This window comes from Corallococcus sp. CA049B, assembly GCF_003611685.1.
Classification (GTDB): Bacteria; Myxococcota; Myxococcia; order Myxococcales; family Myxococcaceae; genus Corallococcus; species Corallococcus coralloides.
Genome location: NZ_RAWC01000053.1, coordinates 21,559 through 44,725, shown reverse-complemented (window position 1 = coordinate 44,725; position 23,167 = coordinate 21,559). Strand labels below are relative to the sequence as shown.

The following is a 23,167-nucleotide window of genomic DNA, read 5'->3' as shown; positions in this document are numbered from 1 at the left end:
GGTGGCCCAGGAGCGACATCGCCAGCGCCGCCCCATCCGCCGACGCCCCCGCCGCCCCCAGCGCCTGCAACGCCGCCTTCACCACCTCCGCGTCGTGATGGCTGAGCGCGTCCCACAGCACGCCCGCGCCCACCGTCCCCAGCTTCGTCAGCGCGCGCACCGCCAGCATCGCGAGCGCACCATCGCCATGGCGCACCAGGGCCTCCAGGTCCGGCGTGCGCTCCTTCGCGCCCGCCGCGCCCACGGCCTCCACCGCTGCCACGCGCACGCCGCGGTCCTCGTCCTTCAGCGCGAGCCCCAGGAACGTCGCGGCCTCCCTGCCGCCCTGCTGCCCCAGGGAGCGCACCGCGGCGATGCGCACCTTGGGGGATTCATCCGCCAACGCGCCGCGCGCCAGCTCCAGGCCGGCCTCTCCGTCCGCGCGGCCCGCCGCCTCCACCGCCGCCGCGCGCCAGGAAGCGTCTTCATCACGGGCAATCCGCCGCAGCACGGGCAGCACCCTCGCGCCGCCCAGCCGGCCCAGCACCGCCACCGCCGCTGGCGTCGTGCGCTGCTCCACCGCCGCCTCCAGCGCGGCCAGCGCCTCCAGCGGGTGGGCCACGGTCAGCTGCTCCAGCGCTCGCGCCGCCATGCCCGACAGCGCGGGGTCCGAGAGCAGCTCCACCAGCGGCGCCACGGCGTCCGGCGAGCGCGTGCGCCCCAGCGCGCGCACCACCACCGCGCGCAGGTCGTCCTCCGCCCACTCCAGGAGCGCGCACAGCTCCGGCACCGACGTCGAGTCCACCAGCAGCACCAGCGCCTCGGCCGCCACCGTGCGCGCGGGCAGCGACAGCGTGCCCATGCTCCCGAGCAACAGGCGCCGGCCCTCCGGCCCCAGCTGGCCCAGCGTGAAGAGCACCTCGCGCAACAGCCGGTCCTCGCGCGCCACCTCCGCCACCGCCACCGCGAGCGACGCTTCGCCCAGCGCTCCGGCCGCCACCAGCGCGCCGGCCCGCACCCGGACGTCATCGCCGTCCAGGGCCTGCGCCACGTGCGCCGTCACGTCCGGGATGCCGCTCAGCACGGAGCGCGCCACGGCATCCAGCTCACCCCGCTCGTACGGGCCCAGCCCCACGGCCTGCTTCCCGAGCGCGACGAGCGCCGCCTCGCGCACCGAGCGCACCGGCGACGCCAGCGCCCGGCAGATGCGCTCCGTGGCCACGCCTGGGGCGTACAGGCCCAACAGCCGCAGGGCGCTGCGCTGCACCCCGGGGTCCTCCACCAGCGCCAGCACCCGCGACAACGGGGGGGCGCGCTTGAGCGACGCGAGCCCCTCCAGCGCGGCCAGCCGCAACAGGGGCGTGGGCGCGTCCAGCAGGCCTTCCAGCGCCCGCGCAGCGGCGTCCCCGCCCATCCGGCCCAGCGCCTCCGCGGCCGCCACGCGCACGTTGAGGTCGTCGTCGGAGAGCGCGCGCAGGAGCACGTCCTCCACCTCCGGCCGGCCCAGCTGGCCCAGGATGTCCGCCGCCAGCTTGCGCTGATCCGGATCCTCGTGCTCCAGCAGGTGCACCAGCGGAGGCACCGCCACCGGCCCCATTCCGGCCAGCGCCTCGGCCGCCGCGTTGCGCGCGCCCGTCTCACCGCGCCTGCCCAGGACGGAGATGAGCCGCGCGGTGACGCCCGGCGCATCCGGCACGCGGCGCAGTCCCTCCGCCGCCGCGTGACGCACGCGCCAGCTCTCGTCATGCAGGCCGGTGGTGAAGGTCTCCAGGGCGCCGGGCGCGCGCGGGTCCACCGCCTGAAGTGCCCGGTACCGGGCCTCTTCCTGCCCCGCGGGGGACCGCTCCGTGTCGCTCATCCGCCGTCCTCCTTCGGGGCTCGTGTTGCTCGGGATGTCCGCATCCTGCTTGAAGCCGCCGGGGGAGTCGCGTCCCACGAGACGGCTCCCACCGCCGGTGGGCAGCCCTGCGCCGGATGGAAACGTTCACCTTCGCACCCTTCGCCACATGCGGCGCGCTCAGCCCGCGGGCGGCGGGCGGGCGTCGCGCTCCAGCTCCGCGCGCAGGAGCGCCTTCAAGTCCAACAGCAGCCGCAGCCGCTCCGGCGGCCCGCACACGCCCACCACGAACGGCGTGCGGCCCCCGGCCATGAGCGCCGGCGCGGGCTTGATGTCGGACCGGCGCACGCGCAGCACCTCCGCCACGCGGTCCACCCGCGTCACCACGCGCCGCGTCCCCAGCCGGCACACGAGCAGCCGCGTGCGCCGCGACTCCTGCGCGGGCTGCCCCAACAGGCGCCGGTGCAGGTCCACCACGGGCAGCATCGCGCCGCGCAGGTGCAGCACGCCCTCCACGAAGGCGGGCGCGTGCGGGATGGGAATCACGCGCTGGGGCGGGAGGATCTCCTCCACGCGCATGATGTCCAGGACGTACTCCTCGTTGCCCACGAAGAAGGCGCACAGCTGCACCTCCGCCTCGGCCGCGGGCGTCTCGGAGGTCCGCTCACCGCGCGGGCGGCGGGCCAGCAGATTCACGGGGTCCGTCATGGGGCGAGCGCCTGCTCCGGATCCAACAGGATGTAGAGCTGCGAGCCCTTGCGCCCCAGCCCCGCCACGCAGTCCCTGTCTCCACGCAGCCCCGCGGGCGACAGCTCCACCATGGACGGCTTGAGCCGCACCACGCCCGCCACCGAGTCCACCCACACGCCCGCGGGCCCGTCCTCCGTCTTGAGCACCAGGATGCGCGCGGCCCGGGGCGGCAGGCCCGCGTCCGGCCCCGCCACCAACGGCGGCGCGTCCGCCAGCCGCAGCCGCAGCTTCACGTCGTAGACGGGCAGCAGCTCCCCGCGCAGGTTCATCACGCCCAACAGCTGCGGCTCCGCGCGCGGAATCTCCGTGAGCAGCGGCACCTTGCAGATCTCCCTCACCGCGAGGATGGGCACCGCGTAGCACTCCGCCTCCAGGCGGAAGGCCAGGTACTCGACGGGCTCCTCCTCCAGCAGCGGCTGCGCCCGGTCGTCACTGCCCGCGGCGAAGTCCAGCAGGCCGCTGACGTCCTCGTCCGGGCGGTAGAAGAACGCGTCGAGCAGGGCTTCGAAACGGGACACGCCCGGGAGGATAGCAGCCCCCGGCGCGGACGCCTCAAGCGCGGCGCCGCTCCTGCGCGATGCCCTCTTCCAGGAGTTCCGCGACATCCAGCACCAGGACGGTGCGGCGGTTGCCCAGGTCGGTGGCGCCGGAGATGCCCTTCACGCGGCTCAGCCGGCCGCCCAGGGGCTTGGTGACGATGTCCTGCTGGCCGAACAGCTCGTCCACCGCGATGCCCAGCCGCTGCTGCGCCAGGCCCACCACGACGACGAAGTGGCGGCTCACTTCGCGCTCCGGCAGGTGGAACAGGCGCCCCAGCCGCAGGAAGGGCAGCGTCTGGCCGCGCAGGTCCAGCACCTCACGCCGCTCCACGGTGCGGATGTCGCGCGGCTGCACGGACAGGATTTCGAGCACGCTGTTGAGCGGCACCGCGTAGGTGCGGCCGCTGACGCCCACCACCAGCGCGCGCACGATGGCCAGCGTCACCGGCAGCGTCAGGTGGAAGGCCGTTCCCTTCCCGCGCTCGCTCCACACGTCGATGATGCCGGAGAGGTTGCCCAGGTTGTTCTTCACCACGTCCAGGCCCACGCCCCGTCCGGAGAGCGAGCTGACGCTGGAGCGGGTGGAGAAGCCCGGCAGGAAGATGAGGTTGAGCAGCTCGCGCCGCGTCATCTCACTGACCTGCGGCGGGGTGACGAGCCCCCGCGACAGCGCCACCTCGCGCACGCGCACCTCGTCGATGCCCGAGCCGTCGTCGGACACGCTGATGACGACGTGGTTGCCCTTCTGCTCCGCGCGCAGCCGCACCGTCGCGCGCCGGGACTTGCCCGCGGACAGCCGCGACTCCGGCCCCTCCGCGCCATGGTCGATGGCGTTGCGGATGAGGTGCATCAGCGGGTCGCTGAGCTCCTCCACGATGAGCTTGTCCAGCTCCACCTCGCCGCCGGAGCTGACGAAGTCGATCTCCTTGCCGGCCTCGCGGGCAATCTTCCGCACCAGCCGAGCCAGCTTGTCGAAGACCTGGCCCACCGGGACCATGCGCGCTTCGAGCAGCCCCTCCTGGAGCGCCTCCAGCTTGCGCTCCAGCTGCCGCGTCTCCCGCGACAGCTCCTGGCCGAAGAGCTTGGACAGCGCGACGGTGCCGTCCTGCCGGGACGTCTCCGCCAGCCGCTGGAGGTTCGCCTTGATGAGCAAGAGCTCGCCCACCATGTTGATGAGGCCGTCCAGCCGCCCGATGTCCACGCGCACCGTCTGCGTGAGCGAGCGCAGGGACGTCTCTTCCGCCTTGGGACGGCCGGCGGGAAGCGGCGCGGACGCGGCGGCCTGGAGCCCCACCACCGTGGCCGGAGGCGCCACCGCCCGCATGCGCGGAGAGCCTGCCCCCGGGTGCGCGGGCACGGTCGCGAGGCTCGTGGTCTCCACCGGAGTCTCGGCGTCCTCGTCCCCGGCGTCCTCATCCGGAGGCAGGACCTCGATGTCCTCGCGCACGGCGACGGCATCGCGCGGCGGAGGCACGTTGAACACGGGCTCCGCCGAGCCCGCTTCCGGCGGACGCACGGACAGCGGCGCCAGCTCCGCGGGCGAGCCCCGGAGGCCGTCCTCCAGCGCCCGCGCGTCCACCTTCGCGCCGAAGATGAGGTCGAACGCGATGCCGTTGAGACCGCCCGGCCGCGACGAGGGCAGCGTGCTGATGACCTCGCCCAGGGGCTTGAGGCGCGCGTTCAGGTCCGCCAGGCCCTGGTCGAAGTCCGTGAGGTCGAACGCCGCGCGCACCCGCCACAGCGCCACGCCGCGCCGCACGTTCTCGCGCAGCCGGTGCTCCTCGTACTCGGTGAAGACGGCGCGCACCGTCGCGTCCAGCGCCAGCCGCTCCAGCGGATCCTCTTCCACGGCGGGCGGGGGCGAGCCCAGCCGCGCCATGCGGTCCTCCATGTCGCGGGTGCGCTGGGAGAGCTCTTGGCCCTCCTCGCTCCGGGAGGCTTCGCCCAGCAGCGCCTGGAACGTGTCCAGCGCGTCCACCAGCGTGTCCAGGACCTGGTCGTCCAGCGTCAGCCGGCCCAGCCGCAGCCGGTCCAGCAGGTCCTCCGCCGCGTGCGCCAGCTGGCTGATGCGCTCCTGGCCGAAGAGGCCCGACAGGCCCTTGAGCGAGTGCGCCGCGCGGAAGATGCCGTTGATGTGCTCGGGGTCCGCCTCCTGGCCCCGCGCCTCGTCCAGCGCCAGGAGGTCGCGGCCCAGCGCATCCAGGATTTCGGTGGCCTCCGCGACGAACTCCGCCAGCGCCTTGCCTCCGGGCGTCACAGCGGCTTCAGGAAGCGCCGCAGGAGCGCCTCCAGGTCCTCCGGCTGGAAGGGCTTCACCAGGTAGCCGGCGGCGCCCAGCGCCATGCCCCGCGAGCGGTCCTGCTCACGCCCCTCGGTGGTGACGATGATGAGCGGCACGTCCCGGTAGTTGGGGTTCTTCTTGACGAAGTTGATGAGCTCCAGCCCGTTGATGTCGGGCATGTTGATGTCGGTGATGATGAGGTCGAAGCGCTGGCGCGGCAGCAGCTTCAGCGCCTCGAAGCCGCTGGCGGTGGTGACGGCCTCCACGCCCTCCACGGCCTCCACGGTCGCGGCGATGTGCTCGCGCGACACCTTGGAGTCCTCGACGATCAACACCTTGAACTTCATCGCGCGCGCCTCAAGGGCTGGATGCTAGCAGAACCCCTGCCTGGCCGCTGCGCGTCAACCCTTCCGGGATGACAGCGACCCGACAAGCCCCTTGTCCGCGAGGAGCGACACCCGTCCCCCCTTGAACGCGGGCAGGAACTGCCGCTGGTACGCCTCCGCCCGGGCGGAGTCGCTCAGGGAAGACCCCTGGGGCACCTCCAAGGCCACGGCTTCCACCTTCGCGCGGCTCAACACCTTCGCCGCGCCCGCCAGCGCCTCCCCCAGCGAGGCCGGGTCCAGGCGCTTCCGGGAGCCCAGCCCCACCACGAAGATGCGCGGCACGGTCAGCTTCCCGTCCGACGGCAACAAGAGCCAGTCGTCCTTCACGCCGGTGAAGAACCCGCCCTGGAGCACGCGCGACAGGGCGCCGCACAGCCGCCAGTCCACGTAGCCGGCGGAGGACGGCAGGGGGCGGTCGTCCTCGGCCACGAAGAGGCAGAGGGCGTCCACCCCGTTCAGCGCGTCCAGGCCCTCCAGGCCCACGTCCAGGGTCTGCGTCTGGCTCACGGCTTCCCGAGCGCCACCGCGACGCGGTCCAAGAGGCCGTTGACGAAGGCGCTCGACTCCTCGTTGCCGAAGTTCTTCCCCAGCTCCACCGCCTCGTTGATGGTCACCTTGCGGGGGATGTCCGGGCGGTACTTCAATTCGAAGATGCCCAGCCGCAGGACGTTGCGGTCGATGCGGGACATGCGGTCCAGGCGCCAGTTGTGGCTGTGGCGCTCGATGAGCCCGTCAATCTCCTCGCGGTGGGCCTCCACGCCCTCCACGAGCTCCTTGGCGAACTTCACCGCGTCCGGCTCCGGAGTGCCGTCCTCCGCGGAGGCGGCCCACGCCGCGTCCAGGGCCTCCCGCGTGGTGGCACCCTGGGTCATCTCCAACTTGTAGAGCGCCTGCAGCGCCCGCTCCCGTGCTGTTCTGCGCGCGCCCATCGCGGTTATCCCTTTCGCTCCGCGCCCGTCATGCGCGCGAAGAGGTTGACCATCTCGATGCAGGCCAGCGTGGCCTCCGCGCCCTTGTTGCCCGCCTTCACGCCGGCCCGGTCGATGGCCTGCTCCACGGTATCGCACGTGAGGACGCCGAACGTCACCGCCGCCGGCTTGACGCCGGACGCCGCGCTGAACGCCACCGAACCAATGCCCTTGGCGCACTCGCCCGCCACGTAGTCGAAGTGGGGGGTGCCGCCGCGAATCACCGCGCCCAGGACGATGATGCCCGCGTACTGGCCCCCCTCCGACACGCGGCGGGTGAGGCCGGGCAGCTCATAGGTGCCGGGGCAGCGGTACACGTCGATGGCGTCGTCCTTCACGCCATGGCGTACCAGGGTGTCCACGGCGCCCTTCAAGAGCTCCTCCGTGATGAAGCTGTTGAACCGGGACACGCAGATGGCGAACCGGCCCTGGGGGGGGAGGAAATCCCCTTCGAAATAGCGAGGCATGGCGCGCTCCTTACACCACCTGCGCCCCTACCCGCGAGGGCTGAAACCCGCCGCCCGCACCACCGCCTCCGTCAGCCCCGTCCCCTGGCCAGCCGCCTCCGGGGCTCCCCGGAGGGCGTACAGCCGGGCCACGTACTTGCCAATGAGGTCGCCCTCCAGGTTCACCTTCGCCCCGGGGCCCTTGCCGTGCAGGGTGGTGCGCGCCTGCGTCTCCGGAATCAGCTGCACCCGGAAGGTGCTGGCATCCACCGCGTTCACCGTGAGGCTGATGCCGTCGATGGTGACGGAGCCCTTCTCGATGAAGCAGGGCGCCAGCTCCGGAGGCAGCCGGAACACCATCACCCAAGAGCCCCCTTCCGAGAACGTCTCCAGCACCTCACTGACGGCGTCCACGTGGCCCGACACCAGGTGCCCGCCCAGCCGGTCCCCCAGGGCGAGCGCCCGCTCCAGGTTCACCCTGTCGCCCGTCTTCCGGTCCCCCAGCGTGGTGCGCCGCAGCGTCTCCGGGGCCGCCTGCACGCGGAAGGTGTCCCCGCCCTTCTCCACCACCGTGAGGCACGCGCCGTCCACGGCGATGGATTCACCCAGGGCGAAGGCCTCCGCGCCCAGCGAGGTGCGAATCCAGAAGTCGGTCATCGCGCCAGAGGTGACGCGGGTGACGGTGCCAGTGTCCTGGATGAGTCCGGTGAACATGGCCGGAACCTTAACGGATGCCCTGGCCGGGCGCTGGCCTTCAGAGCAGCGCGCGCAGGAGGACGTCGTCCCCCACCTTCTCCATCGTCAGGTCCTTCACGGCCAGGGCATGGGCCATGTCCTTCACGCCCAGCTCGCCCGCCCACGACAGGCCCCCCGCCCCCACCAGCTTGGGGGCGAGGAACAGGGCGAGCGCATCCGCCAGGTGCTCGCGAAGCAGCGTGCCGTACAGGCCCGCGCCGCCCTCCACGAGCACGTGGTTGAGCCCCTCCTTCTTCACGCGCTTGAGCACGGCCTTCAGGTCCACGCGGTCCTGCTTCGCGCGCACGTTCCACACCTCCACGCCCTGGGCCAGGAAGCGCCGGGCGCGCCGGCCCTCCGGGTCCTCCAGCGTGGCGATGACGGTGCGCGCGGGGCTGCGCTGGGTGAAGACGGTGTGGCCCGGAGACAGCTTGAGGTGCGAGTCCACCACCACGCGCACCGGGTCCTTGCCCCCCCCGCCGGGCAGCCGCGTGGTGAGCTGCGGGTCATCCATGCGCACGGTGTTCGCGCCCACGAGGATGGCGTCCACCTGGTCGCGCAGCCGGTGCACCCACGCGCGCGAAGCCTCGCCCGTCACCCAGCGCGAGTCTCCGGACGGCGCGGCGATCTTCCCGTCCAGCGTCACCGCGGCCTTGAGCGTCACCCACGGCAGGCCCGTGCGCATCATCTTGAAGAAGGGGCGGTTGAGCGCGTCCGCTTCGTCCTTGAGGACGTGCGTCATCACCGCCACGCCGCCGCGCTTGAGCCGGTTGAGCCCCTTGCCGCTGACGAGCGGATTGGGGTCCGAGGACGCGCTGAACACGCGCCGCACGCCGGCCTCCAGCACCGCCAGGCTGCACGGCGGGGTGCGCCCGTAGTGGTCGCACGGCTCCAGCGTCGTGTAGAGGTCCGCGCCGCGCGCCTTGGAGCCCGCGGCCTCCAGCGCGACGACCTCCGCGTGCGCCGTGCCGGCCTTCTTGTGGTGGCCGCGCGCGATGATGCGCCCGCCCTTCACCAGCACCGCGCCCACGACGGGGTTGGGGCTGGTGCGGCCCAGGCCCTTGGCGGCCTCCTCCAGGGCGATGCGCATGAAGAACTCGGCCACCGCGTGGTCGAAGTCCGCCGCGCGCTTGGAGCGGGGCGTCTTCACCGCCTGCAACCGTGACCGCGTGAGCAAGCGCATACCGCCCTTCCTAACCGTCCTTGGGCGGAGTCACAGGCGGCTTCGCCTTGCGCTCACGCTCCTGGTCCTCGAGCAGGTCCTTCAGCTCGTGCATGAACTCGGAGATGTCCCGGAAGCTGCGGTACACGGACGCGAAGCGCACGTAGGCCACCTCGTCCAGCTGCTGTAACCGCCGCATCACGTGCTCGCCAATGGATGAGGAGGGGACCTCTTTCTCCCCCATCCCCTGGAGCAGCCGCTCGATGTCCTCCACCGTCGCCTCCAGCTGCGCGGCGGACACCGGGCGCTTCTCACACGCCTTCTTCAGGCCGTTGAGCATCTTCTCGCGGTCGAAGGCCTCGCGCCGGCCGTCCTTCTTCACGATGAGCGGGTAGAGCTCCTCCACCCGCTCGTACGTGGTGAAGCGGCGCTTGCAGGCCAGGCACTCGCGGCGCCGCCGGATGACGGAGCCCTCGTGCGACTCGCGCGAGTCGATGACCTTGTTCTCCGGGTCCTGACAGAAGGGGCAGCGCACGGGCTTTCTTTACTTCAACCGTGAGGCGTACAGCGGGAAGCCCTGGGCCAACTCCTTCACCTGGCCCTTGACCCGCGCGAGCGCCGCGTCGTCCTGCGCGGCGTCCAGCGCCTGGCCGATGAGCCGGCCCACCACCGCCATCTCCGCCTCGCGCATGCCGCGCGTGGTGATGGCCGGGGTGCCCACCCGGACGCCAGACGTCGTCGTGGGCTTCTCCGGGTCGAAGGGGATCATGTTCTTGTTGACCGTGATGCCCGCCTTGCCCAGCACGTCCTCGGCCACCTTGCCGGTGAGCTTCTTGGCGCGCAGGTCCACCAGCATCAGGTGGTTGTCCGTGCCCCCCGAGCACAGCCGCAGGCCCGCGGACTTCAGCGCCTCCGCCAGCGCCTGCGCGTTGGCCACAATCTGCTTCTGGTACGTCTTGAACTCCGGCGACAGCGCCTCCTTGAAGGCCACCGCCTTGCCCGCGATGGCGTGCATCAGCGGGCCGCCCTGGATGCCGGGGAAGATCTGGCTGTTGATGGTCTTCGCGAAGGCCTCGCGGCTGAGCACCATGCCGCCACGCGGGCCGCGCAGCGTCTTGTGCGTGGTCGTGGTGACGATCTCCGCGAAGGGCACCGGCGAGGGGTGCACGCCCGCGGCCACCAGGCCCGCGATGTGGGCCATGTCCACCAGCATGGCGGCGCCCGCCTTGTCGGCGATCTCGCGGAACTTCGCGAAGTCGAGCGTGCGCGGGTACGCGCTGGCGCCCACCACCAGCACCTTCGGCTTGTGCTCCAGGGCCAGGGACTCCACCTGCGCGAAGTCGATGGTCTCCGTGTCGCGGGACAGGCCGTAGTGGACGACCTTGTAGAGCTTGCCGGAGAAGTTGAACGACGCGCCGTGGGTGAGGTGGCCGCCGGAGTTCAGGTCCAGGGACAGCATGGTGTCGCCCGGCTTCATCAGCGCCATGAAGGCGCCCATGTTGGCCTGGCTGCCGGAGTGCGCCTGCACGTTCACCGCGTCCGCGCCGAACAGCTCCTTGGCGCGCGCGATGGCCAGGTTCTCCGCCACGTCCACCACCTCGCAGCCGCCGTAGTAGCGCTTGCCGGGGTAGCCTTCCGCGTACTTGTTGGTGAGCACGGAGCCCACCGCCTCCAGCACCGCGGGGCTGACGAAGTTCTCCGAGGCGATGAGCTCCAGCCCCTCCTCCTGACGCTCCGTCTCGTGCCGGAGCACCTGGGCGATTTCAGGATCCACCTGGGACAGCGTGCGGGTGTTCTCCATGGGGGTTGCCTCCTGGCGTACGAACGAAGGGGACTGCTTGAGGGACGTCCGCGAAGCCCGTCAGCGCTGCTGGGCCTCGACGTCGCGAATCTTCTGGACGCGCTTCTCGTGGCGGCCGCCCTCGAAGGCGGTGGAGAGGAAGGCCTCCAGGATGCCGCGCGCCACGCCCGCGCCCACCACGCGCTGGCCCAGGCACAACACGTTGGCGTCGTTGTGCGCGCGGGTCATCCGCGCCTCGAACTCGGTGGTGCACAGGGCCGCCCGGATGCCCCGGTGCTTGTTGGCCACGATGCTCATCCCGATGCCGGTGCCGCACACCAGCACACCCAGCGTGCCCTCTTCGGCCACCACCTGGCGTGCCACCTGGGAGGCGAAGTCCGGGTAGTCCACGGACTCGCGCGTCTGCGGGCCCAGGTCCTGGAAGTCGGTGCCGCGCTCCTTCAGGAGCGCCACCAGCTCCTGGCGCAGCTCGATGCCCGCATGGTCGGAGGCGAGGATGACTTTCACGGCCGGACTCCGGAAGGCGGGGCCCGCGCCGTGAGGGCGGGGCCGGGAAGGAGGGCCCCTGCCCGCCGCTGCCCGTCACCGGGAGCAGCGGGCCGGAGGGCCGTCAGGCGAAGCGCTTGAACACCAGCACCGCGTTGGTGCCGCCGAAGCCGAACGAGTTGCTCATCACCGCGTCGACGCGGGCTTCGCGCGCCGTGTTGGGCACGTAGTCCAGGTCGCAGTCCGGGTCCGGCGACGTCATGTTGATGGTGGGCGGCAGCACGTTCTTGGTGAGCACCTGCACGCTCACCACCGCCTCCGCTCCACCCGCCGCGCCGAGCATGTGGCCCGTCATGGACTTGGTGGACGACACCGCCAGCTTGCGCGCGTGGTCGCCGAACACGGCCTTCAGGGCCTTGGTCTCGTTCGCGTCGTTGAACGGCGTGGACGTGCCGTGGGCGTTGACGTAGCCCACCTCGTCCGGCCGCATGCCCGCGGACGCCAGCGCCAGGCGCATGCAGCGCGCCGCGCCCTCGCCCTCCGGGGCCGGCTGGGTGACGTGGTACGCGTCCGAGTTGGCGCCATACCCCACCACCTCCGCCAGGATGTTGGCGCCGCGCTTCTTCGCGGCCTCCATCTCCTCCAGGACGACGATGCCCGCGCCCTCGCCCATCACGAAGCCGTCGCGCTCCTTGTCGAAGGGACGGCTGGCGCGCGCCGGGTCGTCGTTGCGCGTGGACAGGGCCTTCATCACGGAGAAGCCGCCCATGCCCAGGGGCGTGATGGCCGCCTCCGCGCCGCCGGCGATGGCCGCGTCCGTCTCACCCAGGCGGATGGACTTCCAGGCCTCGCCGATGGCGTGCGCGCTGGTGGCGCACGCGGACACCGGGGCCCAGTTGGGGCCCTTGCAGTTGTAGCGCATGGAGATGAGCCCAGGCGCCATGTTGACGATCATCTGGATGATGAAGAAGGGCGACAGCCGGTCGAACCCCTTCTCCAGCCCCTTGCGGTGCTGCTCCTCCAGGGAGGAGATGCCGCCGATGCCGGAGCCCACGATGACCCCCACGCGCTCCGGGAGGTAGCCATGGGGCGCGTCCGGGCCGATGGGCAGGCCCGACTCCTTCACCGCCATGTCGGCCGCGGCCATCGCGTACTGGGCGAACAGGTCCATCCGGCGCACCTCGCGCCTGTCGATGAACTGCTCGGGCTGGAAGTCCTTCACCTCGCCCGCGATGCGCGCGTCGAGCTTCCCCAGGTCGAAACGGGTGATCGTGCTGATACCGGATTGACCGGCCAGCATCGCCTGCCAGTTCTTCTCGGTGCCGGTGCCCAGCGCAGAAATGATGCCGGTTCCGGTGATGACGACTCGACGGTTGGACACTGTTCTTCTCCGCTGACCGCGATGGGGCGCGGAAGCGCCGGTGAGGACGCTCCCCCAGGCCCCGGACTTCCGGGTGTCGCGACTGCCTACTTCTTGTGGGTCTTCACGTAGTTCACGGCGTCGCCGACGGTCTTGATGTTCTCCGCCTCGTCGTCCGGAATCTCGACCTCGAACTCCTCTTCCATCGCCATGACCAGCTCGACGATGTCGAGGCTGTCCGCGCCCAGGTCTTCGATGAAGGACGACTCAGGCTTGATCTCATCCTCACCCACACCGAGCTGGTCGGCGATGATGGACTTGATCTTGGTTTCCACGTCGGTTGCGGTGGTGGACATACGTGCAGAACCCTCCAGCTACAGATGGGGCCCGCCGTTTTGAGTCGCGGGCCGTCTTCAAGGCGGGCGCGGTATATCCCACGCCCGGCGGCAATCCAACCTTGGCTTACATGTACATGCCGCCGTTGACCTTCAGGACCTCGCCGGTGATGTAGGACGCCGCATCACTCGCGAGGAACACCACGGCCCCGGCGACCTCCTCCGGGTTGCCCAGGCGGCCGAGCGCGATGCCGCCCACCATCTTCTGCCGCAGCTCGTCGTCCAGGTGCGACGTCATGTCCGTCCCGATGAACCCGGGGGACACGGCATTGACGCGGATGCTCCGGGTGGCCAGCTCCTTGGCCACGGACTTGGTCAGGCCGATGAGCCCCGCCTTGGCCGCCGAGTAGGCCGCCTGCCCCGGGTTGCCCATCTCCCCCACGACCGAGGTGATGTTGATGATGGCGCCGGAGCGCTGCTTCATCATGGGGCGGCTGGCGGCGCGGATGAGCGCGAAGGCGCCCCGGAGGTTGGTGTCCAGCTGCCGGTCCCAGTCCTCGTCCTTGACGCGCATCACCAGGCCGTCAATGGCCATGCCGGCGTTGTTCACCAGCACATCCAGCCGGCCATGCGCCTTGACGACGCCGTCGATGGCGCCCGCGCACGCGGCGGTGTCCGCCAGGTCGAACTTCACGGCCTCCGCCTTCGCGCCCGCCTCCTGGAGCAGGGCCACCGTCTCCTGCGCGGCGGCCTCGTTGCCCACGTAGCTGATGACCACGGTGGACGCGCCCGCCTTCGCGAAGGCCTGCGCGCACGCCCGGCCGATGCCGCGCGAGCCGCCCGTCACCAGCACCACCTTGTCCTTGAAGCCGCTCATGCTGCCCCCAACGCGGCGAGCACCTTCTCCAGGGTCGCGGCGTTCTCGACGTTGAACGATTCGATGTCCTTGGTGATGCGCTTGATGAGCCCGCCCAGCACCTTGCCCGGCCCCAGCTCCACCACGTGCGTGACGCCGTTCGCCTTCAGCGACTCCACGCACTCAATCCAACGCACCGGCGCGCTCACCTGCTCCAAGAGGAGCGGCACCACGCGGGACGCGTCCGCGTTGGGCCTGGCCTCCACGTTGCTCACCACCGGCACGGACGGCGCATGGATGCGCACGCCCGCCAGCACCTCCGCCAGGCGCGGCTTCACCGGGTCCATCAGCGCGCAGTGGAACGGCGCGGAGACGGGCAGCGGCATGACGCGCTTGGCCCCGGCCTCCTTGCACTTCGCGCCCGCGCGCTCCACCGCGGCCGCGTGGCCCGCGATGACCGTCTGCTCGGGGGAGTTGTAGTTGGCCGGAGAGACGACCTGCCCTTCCGCCGCGGCGTCGCAGGCGGCCTTCACCGCGTCCGGGGTGAGGCCCAGGATGACGGCCATGCCGCCCGTGCCCACGGGCACCGCCTCCTGCATGAAGGTGCCGCGCGCGCGCACCGCCCGCGCCGCGTCCTGGAGGTCCATGGCGCCCGCGGCCACCAGCGCGGAGTACTCGCCCAGCGAGTGGCCCGCGACGAACGCAGGGGCCGGGCCGCGCTTCTGGAACACCGCGTGCACCGCGGCCGACACCGTGAGGATGGCCGGCTGGGTGTTGGCGGTGAGCTTCAGCGCCTCCTCCGGGCCCTCGAAGCAGGAGGTGGAGAGCTTCTCGTGCAGCGCGTCGTCCACGGCGTCGAAGACGGCCCGCGCTTCAGGGAACTGCTCGTAGAGGTCCTTGCCCATCCCCACGGCCTGACTGCCCTGCCCGGGAAACACGAACGCGACCTTCGCCATGTTGCGGTCCTTCCTTGTGTCGTCCTGCCTACCAGCGCACCACCGCGCTGCCCCACGCCATCCCCGCGCCAATGGCCATCATCGCGATGACATCCCCGCGCTTGAGGCGGCCGGCGCGCTGCGCCTCATCCAGCGACATGGGCAGCGAGGCGGACGACGTGTTGCCGTACTTGTGCAGGTTGAGCCAGCATTTTTCCTTGGGAATCTCCAGCCGTTCCATCACGGCTTCCAGGATTCGCAGGTTCGCCTGATGGGCGATGACGTGGTCCACCTGCGTCGCATCCATTCCGTGGGCCCCCAATGAAGCCTGGGTGGATTCCACCAGCGCGCGCACCGCGAAGCGGAACACTTCCTTCCCGTTCATCTTGAGCTTGTGAAGATTTGCATCCACGTTGTCCGCGGTGACGGGGGTCCTCGAGCCACCGGCGGGGATGCAGAGCAGGTTCGCGAGGTCGCCGTCGGTGCGCAGGTGGGTGGAGAGGATGCCGCGCGGCGCCATGGCGTCTTCGTCCGTGTCCTGCTCCGCCCCCAGCACCAGGGCGCCCGCGCCATCCCCGAAGAGGACGCAGGTGTTGCGGTCCGTCCAGTCCACCGCGCGGGTGAGCAGGTCCGCGCCCACGACGAGCGCGCGCTTCACCTGCCCCGAGCGCACGAACTGGTCCGCCACGCTCAGCGCGTACAGCCCGCCGGCGCACGCGGCGGACACGTCGAAGGCGAAGGCGCGCTTCGCCCCCAGCTTCGACTGCACCAGCGCGGCGCAGGACGGCATGGGCATGTCCGCGGTGACGGTGCCCACGACGATGAGCTCCAGGTCACCGGGCGACACGCCCGCCATCTCCAGCGCGTGGCGGGCGGCGTTCACCGCCAGGTCGCTCGTCGCCTCGTCGGGGGCGGCCTGCCTGCGCTCCTGGATGCCGGTGCGCTCGCGGATCCACGCGTCGCTCGTCTCCACCAGGCGCTCCAGGTCCTGGTTGGTCAGGACCCGCGTGGGAGCATAGGAACCGGTTCCGATGATGTGCGTGCGTGCCACGAGGCCTCCGGAGTCGTCGGAGTCCAACGCATGGCCGGCGCGCTCTAATCGGCCCCTTCGTCCCCGTCCGCCTTCCTCCCCCGCTGGTGGGGAGGAAGCCAGGCGGCGGCGTTGGCGATGCAGCGCGTCAGCTCTTCCTGCACGCCCGCGCGCACATGCTGCAGCGTGGTGACGAGCGCGTTGTGGATGGCGCGGGGAGAGGAGCGGCCGTGCGCGACGATGCCCACTCCCTGGAGGCCCAGGAGCGGCGCGCCGCCGTATTCGGCGTAGTCCATGACGCGGCGCAGCCCCAGCAGGGTGGGCTTGAGCAGGAGCGCGCCCAGCTTCTCCGGCAGGCCGCCGCGCTTCTCGATGGCGGAGCGCAGGAGGCCGGTGATGCCCATGCCCACGCCCTCGGAGGTCTTCAGGACGATGTTGCCGGTGAAGCCGTCCGTCACGACGACCTCCACGTCGCCGGAGAACAGGTCCTTGCCCTCCACGTAGCCCACGAACTCCAGGTCCGAGCGGCGCAACAGCGCGCTCGCGTCCCGCGTGAGCTGCGTGCCCTTGGACTCTTCTTCGCCGTTGGAGAGCACCGCCACCCGGGGGCGCTTCACGCCCAGGCGCGTGCGCGAGTAGGCCTCGCCGAGCACGGCGAACTGGGCCAGGTGTGAGGCGCGGCAGTCCACGTTGGCGCCCGCGTCCAGCAGCAGGCAGCGGCCTTCGCCCTTCAAGGCCGGGAACAGGGCCGCGATGGCCGGACGCTCCACGCCGGGGATCCGGCCGAGCGTCAACATGCCACCGGCCATCACCGCGCCGGAGTTGCCCGCCGACACGAGGGCGGACGCCTCCCCTTGCCGGACGAGCTCGAAGCCCACCCGGAGCGAGGAGTCCCGCTTGCGCCGGAACGCGGCGGTCGCGGGGTCGTCCATCTCCACCACTTCGGACGCGTGGTGGAGGGACACGTTGGGAGGCGCGCCGGCGCGCTCCAGGACAGGGCGCACACGCGTGGCGTCCCCGACCAGCACGAGTTCGTGCCCGGGATACGCTCGCGCGAACAGCACGCCCCCGTCCACGACGGCGTCGGGGGCGTGGTCGCCACCCATCGCGTCGAGGACGAGCCGCACCGGCAGCCTTCCGCTTTCAACTACTCCGCGGCGGTCGCGATGACCTCACGGCCACCGTAGTTGCCACAGGCCGCGCAGGCGCGGTGCGGCATCACGGGCTCCTTGCACTTGGAGCACTTGATGACCTGCACGGGGGTCCGCAGGTTGTTGTTGCCGGCCCGACGACGGTCCCGGCGCATCTTCGACGTCCGCTTCTTGGGAACTCCCACGGCTCACCTCGGCATCGGACCCGTCCCCCCTCGCGACCTGCGAGGGGCATAGGGACCGTCAGTTCAGCTTGATGTTCTTCAGCGGCGACAGTCGAGGGTCCACGACCTTCGGCTCGCAGCCGCACTTCTTTTCATTGAGGTTCTGGCCGCACTGCGAGCAGAGCCCCTGGCAGTCTTCCCGACAGACCGCGCTCATCGGGAGCGCGAGCAATACCTGTTCCCGGACGATCGGATCCAGATCGATCGTCTTGCCATCGAAAACCTGCTCGTCCGTGTCGTCCAGCGCGAAGGTGCCCCCGGATTCACCCTGGGTGCGTTCCTTCTTCTCCATGACCTTCTCGTCGTCGTCCTTGAAGTCATCCCCCCGGGCCAGGGACTCCGGCACCAGGTTGATGGTGAAGGACACGGGCAGGTCCAGCTTCACGTCCGTGAGGCAGCGCTTGCAGGGCGCGCCCACGTGGACGGTGAAGTTGCCCTTCAGCAGCACGCCGCCGCTGAGCTTGCGCAGCGTGGCGTGGAGCGTGGACGGAGCGGTCGCCTGAAAGCCGGTGTCCTCGCCGGACCCCGGGCCTTCCAGGGCCTCCTTGAGGAGGCCAGGAGCGATGGGCTCGTCGAGCGTCAGCCCCGCTTCTTTGATTTGTTCAATCTTTACGACCATCTACAAGGCTTCCCGGCAAAAGGGCGCGCAACATAGAGGGACTCCCCCCTTCAGTCAACACGCCGGGTTGGACTCGCGAGCCGTGCCGCGTGGATCCACTCAACACCGCTCTGCCAGCTTTCCATCTGATGCGCACCCCCGCCCGAGGTTGGCGGGGCACACTCCGCGTCTGGGGGCTCGGGCTGACGCTCGCCCTGCCGGGGCGGGGCCGTGCGCCCCGGCCCCCGTCCCCAGGTGCCAGGGTGGGGAGGCGGGCGGGCGTGGGGCCTGGATGTCACATGGATGTCCCGGGCGTGCCGGAACGAATCTGTTACGGGACGCCACGCATTCCATCCCTTCGCGGGAGCACCTTCATGGCGCGCATCCTCATCATCGAGGACGAGCAGGACCTGGCCGGACTCGTCGACTACAACCTCCGCGCGGCGGGCTTCGAAACGGACACGGCGAACACCGGCGCGGGGGGCCTGGCCCGGGCGCGGGCCCACCCTCCGGACCTGGTGCTGCTGGACCTGATGCTGCCGGACGTGGCGGGCGGTGAAGTCCTGCGCATGCTCAAGAGCGACGCGGAGCTGAAGAAGGCCGCGGTCGTCATCGTCAGCGCCAAGGGCCAGGAGGCCGACCGCATCCAGGGCCTGGAGCTGGGCGCGGACGACTACGTGGTGAAGCCCTTCTCCGTGCGCGAACTGCTCCTGCGCGTGAAGGCCGTGCTGCGCCGCGCGGACGCGGAGGAAGGCCCCGCCGCGGTGCTGACCGCGGGCGACATCAGCCTGGACACGTCACGCCACCAGGTGCGGGTGAAGGGCGAGGAGATCATCCTCACCGCGCTGGAGTTCCGCCTGCTGCGCACACTGCTGGAGCGAAGCGACCGCGTGCAGACGCGCGAGGTGCTCCTGTCCGACGTCTGGGGCATCCAGGCCGAAATCCACACGCGCACCGTGGACACGCACATCAAGCGCCTGCGCGAGAAGCTGGGCCCCGCGGGCGACATCATCGAGACCGTGCGCGGCGTGGGCTACAAGCTCAGCCCTCCGTGAGGCCGCCATGCCCCTGCGCTTCACGCTCCTGGCCCTGCTCGTTCCTCCCCTGCTGGTGTCGACGCTGCTCGTGCTCTTCGGGCACCCGGCGGGCGCTCTCGCCGCGGGGCTCGTCACGCTGGCGGGCTCCGCGCTGGCCCTGGGCACCAGCCGCGTGGCCATGGAGCGGCAGCTTCGCGCGCTGACCCAGAAGACGCAGTCGCTGGCGGCGGGCATGGACGTGGCGCCGCCCGCGGGCCTGGAGCGCACGGACGACCTGGCGCAGCTGGAAGACGCCATCGACACGCTGGACGACAAGCTGTCCATGCGCGCCGCCGCGCTCAATCAGGAGGCGCGCATCCTCACCGCCGTGCTGGACGGCATGGCGGAGGGGCTCTGGGTGACGGACGCGGAGGGCACCGTGGTGCGCCACAACGACGCGCTCGCGGAGATGCTCCTGCCCGCCAACGGCGCCATCGTGGGCCAGCGGCCGCTCGCGCTCATCCGCAACGAGGCCCTCAACGACGCGGTGGCCCGCGCCTGTCATGAAGGCGCCTCCACGCGGCTGGAGCTGACGCTCGAGGGGCTGTACTCCCGCACCCTGGCCGTGCGCGTGACGCCCGTGGGGCGCGACCTGCCCGGCAGCGCCGCCGTCTTCCACGACGTCACGGAGCTGCGCCGGCTGGAGAAGGTGCGCAAGGACTTCGTGGCCAACGTCTCCCACGAGCTGCGCACGCCCATCACCGCCATCCGCGGCTACGCGGAGACGCTCCAGGGCGGCGCGCTCCAGGACACCCAGGTGGCGCCGAAGATGGTGGAGATCATCCACCGTCAGTCCGAGCGCCTCTCCGAGCTGGTGGAGGACCTGCTGGAGCTCTCCCGCCTGGAGGCGCGCGAGATGACCTTCCAGCGCGCGGAGGTGCCCCTGGCCCTGGCCGTCTCCCGCGCCGCGGAGGGCGTGCGCCCCAAGGCCGAGGGCAAGAACCAGCAAATCGGGTTGCACGTGCCGCCGGAGCTGGTGGCCATGGGGGATGGGCGGGCCATCGAGCAGGTGCTCCTCAACCTGCTCGACAACGCGGTGAAGTACACGCCCGCGGGCGGCCGGGTGGACGTGGACGGAGCGTACGAGGGCGGCCGGTGCGTCGTGCGCGTGCGCGACACAGGCGTGGGAATCGAGCCCAAGCATCTTTCCCGGATTTTCGAGCGATTCTACCGGGTGGACAAGGGGCGAAGCCGGGACATGGGGGGGACGGGGCTGGGCCTTTCCATCGTGAAGCACCTGATGGGCGCGATGGACGGCGAGGTGAAGGTGGAGAGCCAGCCGAACGTGGGCAGTACCTTCGTCATTTTTCTACCCTCGGCGGCTGGCCCGACGGCGGCGACGGGCTAGGATGGGGGCGGCCATGCGGGTCGCCATCCTCGCGGACATTCACGGGAACCTTCCGGCCTGCGAGGCCGTGCTGGACGACATCACCAAATCGGTGGCGCCGGATTACATCGTCGCGGCCGGAGACCTGGCCCTGCGCGGCGCGCACCCGCGAGAGACGGTGGAGCTGCTCTTCAGCAAGTGCCACGCCCTCATCATGGGCAACACGGACGCGTACCTCGCCGGCAACTACCTGGGCGGTGCGTACCGCGAGCGCGACCACTGGAAGACGGAGCTCTTGCGCTGGACGCGCGACCAGCTGGGCGACACGCTGCTCCATCAACTGGGGCAGATGCCCTTCTCCCTGCGCTACACGCCGCGCAAGGGACAGGACCTGTTCATCTGCCACGCGAATCCCCGCAACCTGGAGGAGTCGCTGGACCCCACGCTGGACGACCACGCGGTGCGGCGCTTCTTCACGCACCTGGACGCGGCCGCGTGCGCCTTCGGGCACCTGCACTTCCCCTACCGCCGGCGCGTGGGCCGGATGCTCATCGCGGACGTGGCCAGCGCCGGGATTCCTCGCGACGGCGACCTGCGCCCCGCCTACGGCGTCTTCACCTTCACCCCCAAGGGCTGGCGCGTGCAGATCCGCCGCGTGCGCTACCCGGTGCGCAAGGCCACCCAGGCCCTCACCGCGCGCCGCGTGCCCGGGGGGCCGCTGCTCATCCACAAGCTCGTGGAGGCGCGTTACCGCCACCACAACGCCCTGCTGGAGGCCGCGCGGCGGCACTCGGGGCTGCCGCCTCCGGGGCCCGTGCTGCGGCCGCCGCCGGGTGCGGGGGGCGCTCGCCCCGCGCTCGCCGCGCCCTTCGAGAACAGCCCTCCGCCCGAGGTCGATCCGTCCACGCTGCCCCTGGACCTGGACGGCACGGTGACGGGCGCCGCTCCGCTGCCGCCCGACGCGCTCAACGACCTGGACGGGTGAGGCCCACGCCCACCGGGTGCGTGCGCGTGGGGCCTGCCCGTCCGGGAATGGACACGCGCTCCGTCACTTCTGACGGGCAGCGGGCTTTTCGCACCGCGAAATCCGCTCGGCCTCCCGCGCGCACAGATGCACGTGGGCGCTCCGGGCCTTAGCAACACCTCAGGCGACGACAACGCGGGAGGGGCCATGGTCGGGTGGATGGTCGGACTGTCGGTGGTGGCGGTGTCCCTGGCCACTTCCGGCACAGAAGCTCTCCCCGAAACTCCGCCGCCCGCGCCGTACTGCGAAGGCGAATACGCGGACAGCTACGCCGCGCTGTCCCCCAAGGCCCGGGCCTTCGAGCAGGCAATGCAGAAGAAGTACACGTACTGCGTGCGCAGCACCGCCGTGTACGAGTGCCTGTCCTACGGCGCGGAGGGCAACGTGCGCCGCACGCGCACGCCGGTGTCCGCGCACGGCACCGCGTTCGCGTACAAGCAGCAGGCCGGGGAGACGCTGCTGCTCACCAACGAGCACGTCGTGGAGTGGCCGGACGTCACCAGCGACGCGCACCCGGTGGACGGCGTGGCTTCCGGCTGCAAGCGCGTGAAGGACGCCCTGAGCATCGTGGAGAACGAGGCGGACCACTACGACCGCGACGACATCCCGTTGTCCAAGGCGGTGGTGGATCCGCAGCTGGACCTGGCCGTCATCAAGTCCAAGGCGCCCCTGACGGTGATGCCTTGGAAGGTGGGCAAGAGCGCCGCCGTGCGCGAGCGCGACGTGGTGGACGTGCGCGGCTTCCCGCTGGGCGTCTTCAACGCCACCAACATGGGCAAGGTCATCTCCGCCTACGACCGCGACGAGTACAAGGAGTGGTACCACGACGACTTCGTCATCGACGCGCTGCTGTCGCAGGGCAACTCGGGGTCGCCCGTGCTCGCCATCTCCTGCAAGACGGGTGAGTTCGAGCTGGTGGGCGTCTACCACGCGGGCTACTCGCGAGGCAGCGCGCTCAACGTGGTGGTGGGCATCGACCAGGCGCGCGACCTGATGAACAACCTGCGCCGCACGCCCAGGCGCGCCATGGAGGACTCGACGCCGCTGGACGCGCTGGCCCGGGCCCGCGTGGCGAAGCGCGCGGAGGTGTCCGCCACGCCCTTCTTCCCCTTCGGCTCGCGCACCGCGGCGGTGTTCCCCCGCGCGGACGGCACCCTGCTCTTCGCGCTGTATGAACAGGACTTCCCGCGCCGCGTGCACCCGCTGCTCGTGCTGGAGGACCTGCCCGTCCCTTCCGCGGACGGGGGCTTCGGGAAGGTGGGGCGCGTCTGGTTCGGGGGCGAGCGGGGCCTGCTGGAGCGCCCTCGCGCGGAGCAGGACGCGGAGCTGCAACAGCAACTGGCCCGCCTGCTGGATGCGCTGCGCCGGGACGCGACGCTGACGTTCTCGTACCAGGACTCGCTGCCGGGCTCGGATGAGTCCCGGCAGACCTTCGACACGTCGGCCCGGCTGGGCAAGACGCTGGAGCGCACCATCGTCGCGCACCGCGAGCTGAGCGACGCCGTCGCGGAGCTGGCGGACCGCTTCGCGCCAGACGCCACGGAGCCCGCGACGCGCACGGAGTCCGTGTTGAAGAACCCTCCGCCGCCCGGCATCCACCTGGGCCTCACGGGTGAGCCGGCGGGGCAGGCCCCCTCGGGCGCGCCGCCTCGTGACACCGGAGCGCGTCAGCCCGCGAAGAGCACGCAGGGCAAGGCGGCCAGGACTCCGTCAGGCAAGTAGCCCGTCCAGAACGCGACGGCCCGCGTGAAGCACGCGGCGCTGCGCGGCCAGGACTCCGGTGGGCAGGTAGTCTATCCGGAGGACGGGCAGCCGGGCGGGAGCCGTTGGAAATCGCAGCGCGGTTTCGGGAAGGCCCTTCCCGCCTCCGTACATTGGACA

At 71.2% G+C, this 23,167-nt stretch carries 25 protein-coding genes; 4 read left to right on the top strand and 21 right to left on the bottom strand.

From position 1 onward, the window contains the following. The 21 genes from D7W82_RS14735 to D7W82_RS14635 form a co-directional block, all read right to left on the bottom strand. A partial coding sequence (locus tag D7W82_RS14735) for a HEAT repeat domain-containing protein (RefSeq protein ID WP_233587573.1) occupies positions 1-1,915 on the bottom strand: 1,915 nt, incomplete at its 3' end. Between the two features lie 81 nt (positions 1,916-1,996). Then, positions 1,997-2,524: a chemotaxis protein CheW gene (locus tag D7W82_RS14730; RefSeq protein WP_120618954.1), complete on the bottom strand. Its 528-nt coding sequence runs from the start codon at positions 2,522-2,524 to the stop codon at positions 1,997-1,999. Then, positions 2,521-3,084 (bottom strand): chemotaxis protein CheW, encoded by a 564-nt coding sequence (locus D7W82_RS14725; RefSeq protein ID WP_120618953.1) that lies wholly within the window; start codon positions 3,082-3,084, stop codon positions 2,521-2,523. Before D7W82_RS14725 ends, D7W82_RS14730 begins: the two co-directional genes overlap by 4 nt. A 34-nt stretch (positions 3,085-3,118) precedes the next feature. Further along, positions 3,119-5,362 (bottom strand): chemotaxis protein CheA, encoded by a 2,244-nt coding sequence (locus D7W82_RS14720; protein ID WP_120618952.1) that lies wholly within the window; start codon positions 5,360-5,362, stop codon positions 3,119-3,121. Beyond that, on the bottom strand, positions 5,359-5,733 hold the full coding sequence (locus D7W82_RS14715; RefSeq protein ID WP_120618951.1) for a response regulator: 375 nt from the start codon (positions 5,731-5,733) through the stop codon (positions 5,359-5,361). Before D7W82_RS14715 ends, D7W82_RS14720 begins: the two co-directional genes overlap by 4 nt. 54 nt (positions 5,734-5,787) lie before the next feature. Continuing rightward, entirely contained in the window at positions 5,788-6,279 is a 492-nt protein-coding gene (locus D7W82_RS14710; protein ID WP_120618950.1) for a M17 family peptidase N-terminal domain-containing protein, read from the bottom strand. Then, a complete protein-coding gene (gene nusB / locus D7W82_RS14705; RefSeq protein WP_120618949.1) occupies positions 6,276-6,701 on the bottom strand; it encodes a transcription antitermination factor NusB in 426 nt (141 codons plus the stop codon). The genes D7W82_RS14710 and nusB overlap by 4 nt, the downstream gene beginning before the upstream one ends. Before the next feature lie 5 nt (positions 6,702-6,706). After that, positions 6,707-7,207 (bottom strand): 6,7-dimethyl-8-ribityllumazine synthase, encoded by a 501-nt coding sequence (gene ribE / locus D7W82_RS14700; RefSeq protein ID WP_120618948.1) that lies wholly within the window; start codon positions 7,205-7,207, stop codon positions 6,707-6,709. A gap of 27 nt (positions 7,208-7,234) precedes the next feature. Beyond that, the gene (locus D7W82_RS14695; RefSeq protein WP_120618947.1) at positions 7,235-7,900 is read right to left on the bottom strand and encodes a riboflavin synthase; all 666 of its coding nucleotides are present in this window, start codon (positions 7,898-7,900) and stop codon (positions 7,235-7,237) included. A gap of 40 nt (positions 7,901-7,940) precedes the next feature. Next, positions 7,941-9,104, bottom strand: coding sequence for a bifunctional diaminohydroxyphosphoribosylaminopyrimidine deaminase/5-amino-6-(5-phosphoribosylamino)uracil reductase RibD (ribD, locus tag D7W82_RS14690; protein ID WP_120618946.1), 1,164 nt, complete (start codon positions 9,102-9,104; stop codon positions 7,941-7,943). A gap of 10 nt (positions 9,105-9,114) precedes the next feature. Beyond that, on the bottom strand, positions 9,115-9,618 hold the full coding sequence (nrdR, locus tag D7W82_RS14685; protein ID WP_014395456.1) for a transcriptional regulator NrdR: 504 nt from the start codon (positions 9,616-9,618) through the stop codon (positions 9,115-9,117). Positions 9,619-9,627: 9 nt separating this feature from the next. Beyond that, entirely contained in the window at positions 9,628-10,884 is a 1,257-nt protein-coding gene (glyA, locus tag D7W82_RS14680) for a serine hydroxymethyltransferase (protein WP_120618945.1), read from the bottom strand. 60 nt (positions 10,885-10,944) lie between these two features. Beyond that, positions 10,945-11,391, bottom strand: coding sequence for a ribose 5-phosphate isomerase B (gene rpiB, locus D7W82_RS14675; RefSeq protein WP_120618944.1), 447 nt, complete (start codon positions 11,389-11,391; stop codon positions 10,945-10,947). A gap of 103 nt (positions 11,392-11,494) precedes the next feature. Beyond that, positions 11,495-12,751, bottom strand: a complete 1,257-nt coding sequence (gene fabF, locus D7W82_RS14670) for a beta-ketoacyl-ACP synthase II (protein WP_120618943.1) — start codon at positions 12,749-12,751, stop codon at positions 11,495-11,497. Between the two features lie 86 nt (positions 12,752-12,837). Beyond that, positions 12,838-13,086: an acyl carrier protein gene (gene acpP / locus D7W82_RS14665; RefSeq protein WP_014395452.1), complete on the bottom strand. Its 249-nt coding sequence runs from the start codon at positions 13,084-13,086 to the stop codon at positions 12,838-12,840. A gap of 106 nt (positions 13,087-13,192) precedes the next feature. Next, the gene (gene fabG, locus D7W82_RS14660; RefSeq protein WP_120618942.1) at positions 13,193-13,942 is read right to left on the bottom strand and encodes a 3-oxoacyl-[acyl-carrier-protein] reductase; all 750 of its coding nucleotides are present in this window, start codon (positions 13,940-13,942) and stop codon (positions 13,193-13,195) included. Next, entirely contained in the window at positions 13,939-14,877 is a 939-nt protein-coding gene (fabD, locus tag D7W82_RS14655; protein WP_120618941.1) for an ACP S-malonyltransferase, read from the bottom strand. The genes fabG and fabD overlap by 4 nt, the downstream gene beginning before the upstream one ends. Positions 14,878-14,905: 28 nt before the next feature. Next, complete coding sequence (locus D7W82_RS14650) at positions 14,906-15,907, bottom strand: beta-ketoacyl-ACP synthase III (protein ID WP_120618964.1); 1,002 nt, start codon at positions 15,905-15,907, stop codon at positions 14,906-14,908. A gap of 44 nt (positions 15,908-15,951) precedes the next feature. Beyond that, positions 15,952-17,013, bottom strand: a complete 1,062-nt coding sequence (gene plsX, locus D7W82_RS14645) for a phosphate acyltransferase PlsX (RefSeq protein WP_120618940.1) — start codon at positions 17,011-17,013, stop codon at positions 15,952-15,954. A 20-nt stretch (positions 17,014-17,033) separates the two neighbouring features. Beyond that, complete coding sequence (rpmF, locus tag D7W82_RS14640; protein ID WP_014395447.1) at positions 17,034-17,222, bottom strand: 50S ribosomal protein L32; 189 nt, start codon at positions 17,220-17,222, stop codon at positions 17,034-17,036. A gap of 58 nt (positions 17,223-17,280) precedes the next feature. Beyond that, on the bottom strand, positions 17,281-17,880 hold the full coding sequence (locus tag D7W82_RS14635; protein WP_120618939.1) for a DUF177 domain-containing protein: 600 nt from the start codon (positions 17,878-17,880) through the stop codon (positions 17,281-17,283). A gap of 353 nt (positions 17,881-18,233) precedes the next feature. On the opposite strand from D7W82_RS14635, the gene D7W82_RS14630 reads away from it, so the two are divergent. From D7W82_RS14630 to D7W82_RS14615, 4 genes are all read left to right on the top strand, one after another. After that, positions 18,234-18,914, top strand: coding sequence for a winged helix-turn-helix domain-containing protein (locus D7W82_RS14630; RefSeq protein WP_120618938.1), 681 nt, complete (start codon positions 18,234-18,236; stop codon positions 18,912-18,914). Positions 18,915-18,921: 7 nt separating this feature from the next. Beyond that, positions 18,922-20,283 (top strand): cell wall metabolism sensor histidine kinase WalK, encoded by a 1,362-nt coding sequence (locus D7W82_RS14625; protein ID WP_120618937.1) that lies wholly within the window; start codon positions 18,922-18,924, stop codon positions 20,281-20,283. Positions 20,284-20,296: 13 nt separating this feature from the next. After that, complete coding sequence (locus D7W82_RS14620; RefSeq protein ID WP_120618963.1) at positions 20,297-21,247, top strand: metallophosphoesterase; 951 nt, start codon at positions 20,297-20,299, stop codon at positions 21,245-21,247. A 186-nt stretch (positions 21,248-21,433) separates the two neighbouring features. Beyond that, a complete protein-coding gene (locus D7W82_RS14615) occupies positions 21,434-23,008 on the top strand; it encodes a S1C family serine protease (protein WP_158617666.1) in 1,575 nt (524 codons plus the stop codon). Positions 23,009-23,167: the final 159 nt, after the last annotated feature.

Excerpts from the sequence above, each read along its gene's own strand:
- D7W82_RS14730 (WP_120618954.1), bottom strand. The coding sequence starts at position 2,524 with ATGACGGACCCCGTGAATCTGCTGGCCCGCCGCCCGCGCGGTGAGCGG.
- D7W82_RS14715 (WP_120618951.1), bottom strand. The coding sequence starts at position 5,733 with ATGAAGTTCAAGGTGTTGATCGTCGAGGACTCCAAGGTGTCGCGCGAG.
- nusB (WP_120618949.1), bottom strand. The coding sequence starts at position 6,701 with ATGGGCGCGCGCAGAACAGCACGGGAGCGGGCGCTGCAGGCGCTCTAC.
- ribE (WP_120618948.1), bottom strand. The coding sequence starts at position 7,207 with ATGCCTCGCTATTTCGAAGGGGATTTCCTCCCCCCCCAGGGCCGGTTC.
- D7W82_RS14695 (WP_120618947.1), bottom strand. The coding sequence starts at position 7,900 with ATGTTCACCGGACTCATCCAGGACACTGGCACCGTCACCCGCGTCACC.
- ribD (WP_120618946.1), bottom strand. The coding sequence starts at position 9,104 with ATGCGCTTGCTCACGCGGTCACGGTTGCAGGCGGTGAAGACGCCCCGC.
- glyA (WP_120618945.1), bottom strand. The coding sequence starts at position 10,884 with ATGGAGAACACCCGCACGCTGTCCCAGGTGGATCCTGAAATCGCCCAG.
- acpP (WP_014395452.1), bottom strand. The coding sequence starts at position 13,086 with ATGTCCACCACCGCAACCGACGTGGAAACCAAGATCAAGTCCATCATC.
- fabG (WP_120618942.1), bottom strand. The coding sequence starts at position 13,942 with ATGAGCGGCTTCAAGGACAAGGTGGTGCTGGTGACGGGCGGCTCGCGC.
- fabD (WP_120618941.1), bottom strand. The coding sequence starts at position 14,877 with ATGGCGAAGGTCGCGTTCGTGTTTCCCGGGCAGGGCAGTCAGGCCGTG.
- D7W82_RS14635 (WP_120618939.1), bottom strand. The coding sequence starts at position 17,880 with ATGGTCGTAAAGATTGAACAAATCAAAGAAGCGGGGCTGACGCTCGAC.
- D7W82_RS14630 (WP_120618938.1), top strand. The coding sequence starts at position 18,234 with ATGGCGCGCATCCTCATCATCGAGGACGAGCAGGACCTGGCCGGACTC.
- D7W82_RS14625 (WP_120618937.1), top strand. The coding sequence starts at position 18,922 with ATGCCCCTGCGCTTCACGCTCCTGGCCCTGCTCGTTCCTCCCCTGCTG.
- D7W82_RS14620 (WP_120618963.1), top strand. The coding sequence starts at position 20,297 with ATGCGGGTCGCCATCCTCGCGGACATTCACGGGAACCTTCCGGCCTGC.
- D7W82_RS14615 (WP_158617666.1), top strand. The coding sequence starts at position 21,434 with ATGGTCGGGTGGATGGTCGGACTGTCGGTGGTGGCGGTGTCCCTGGCC.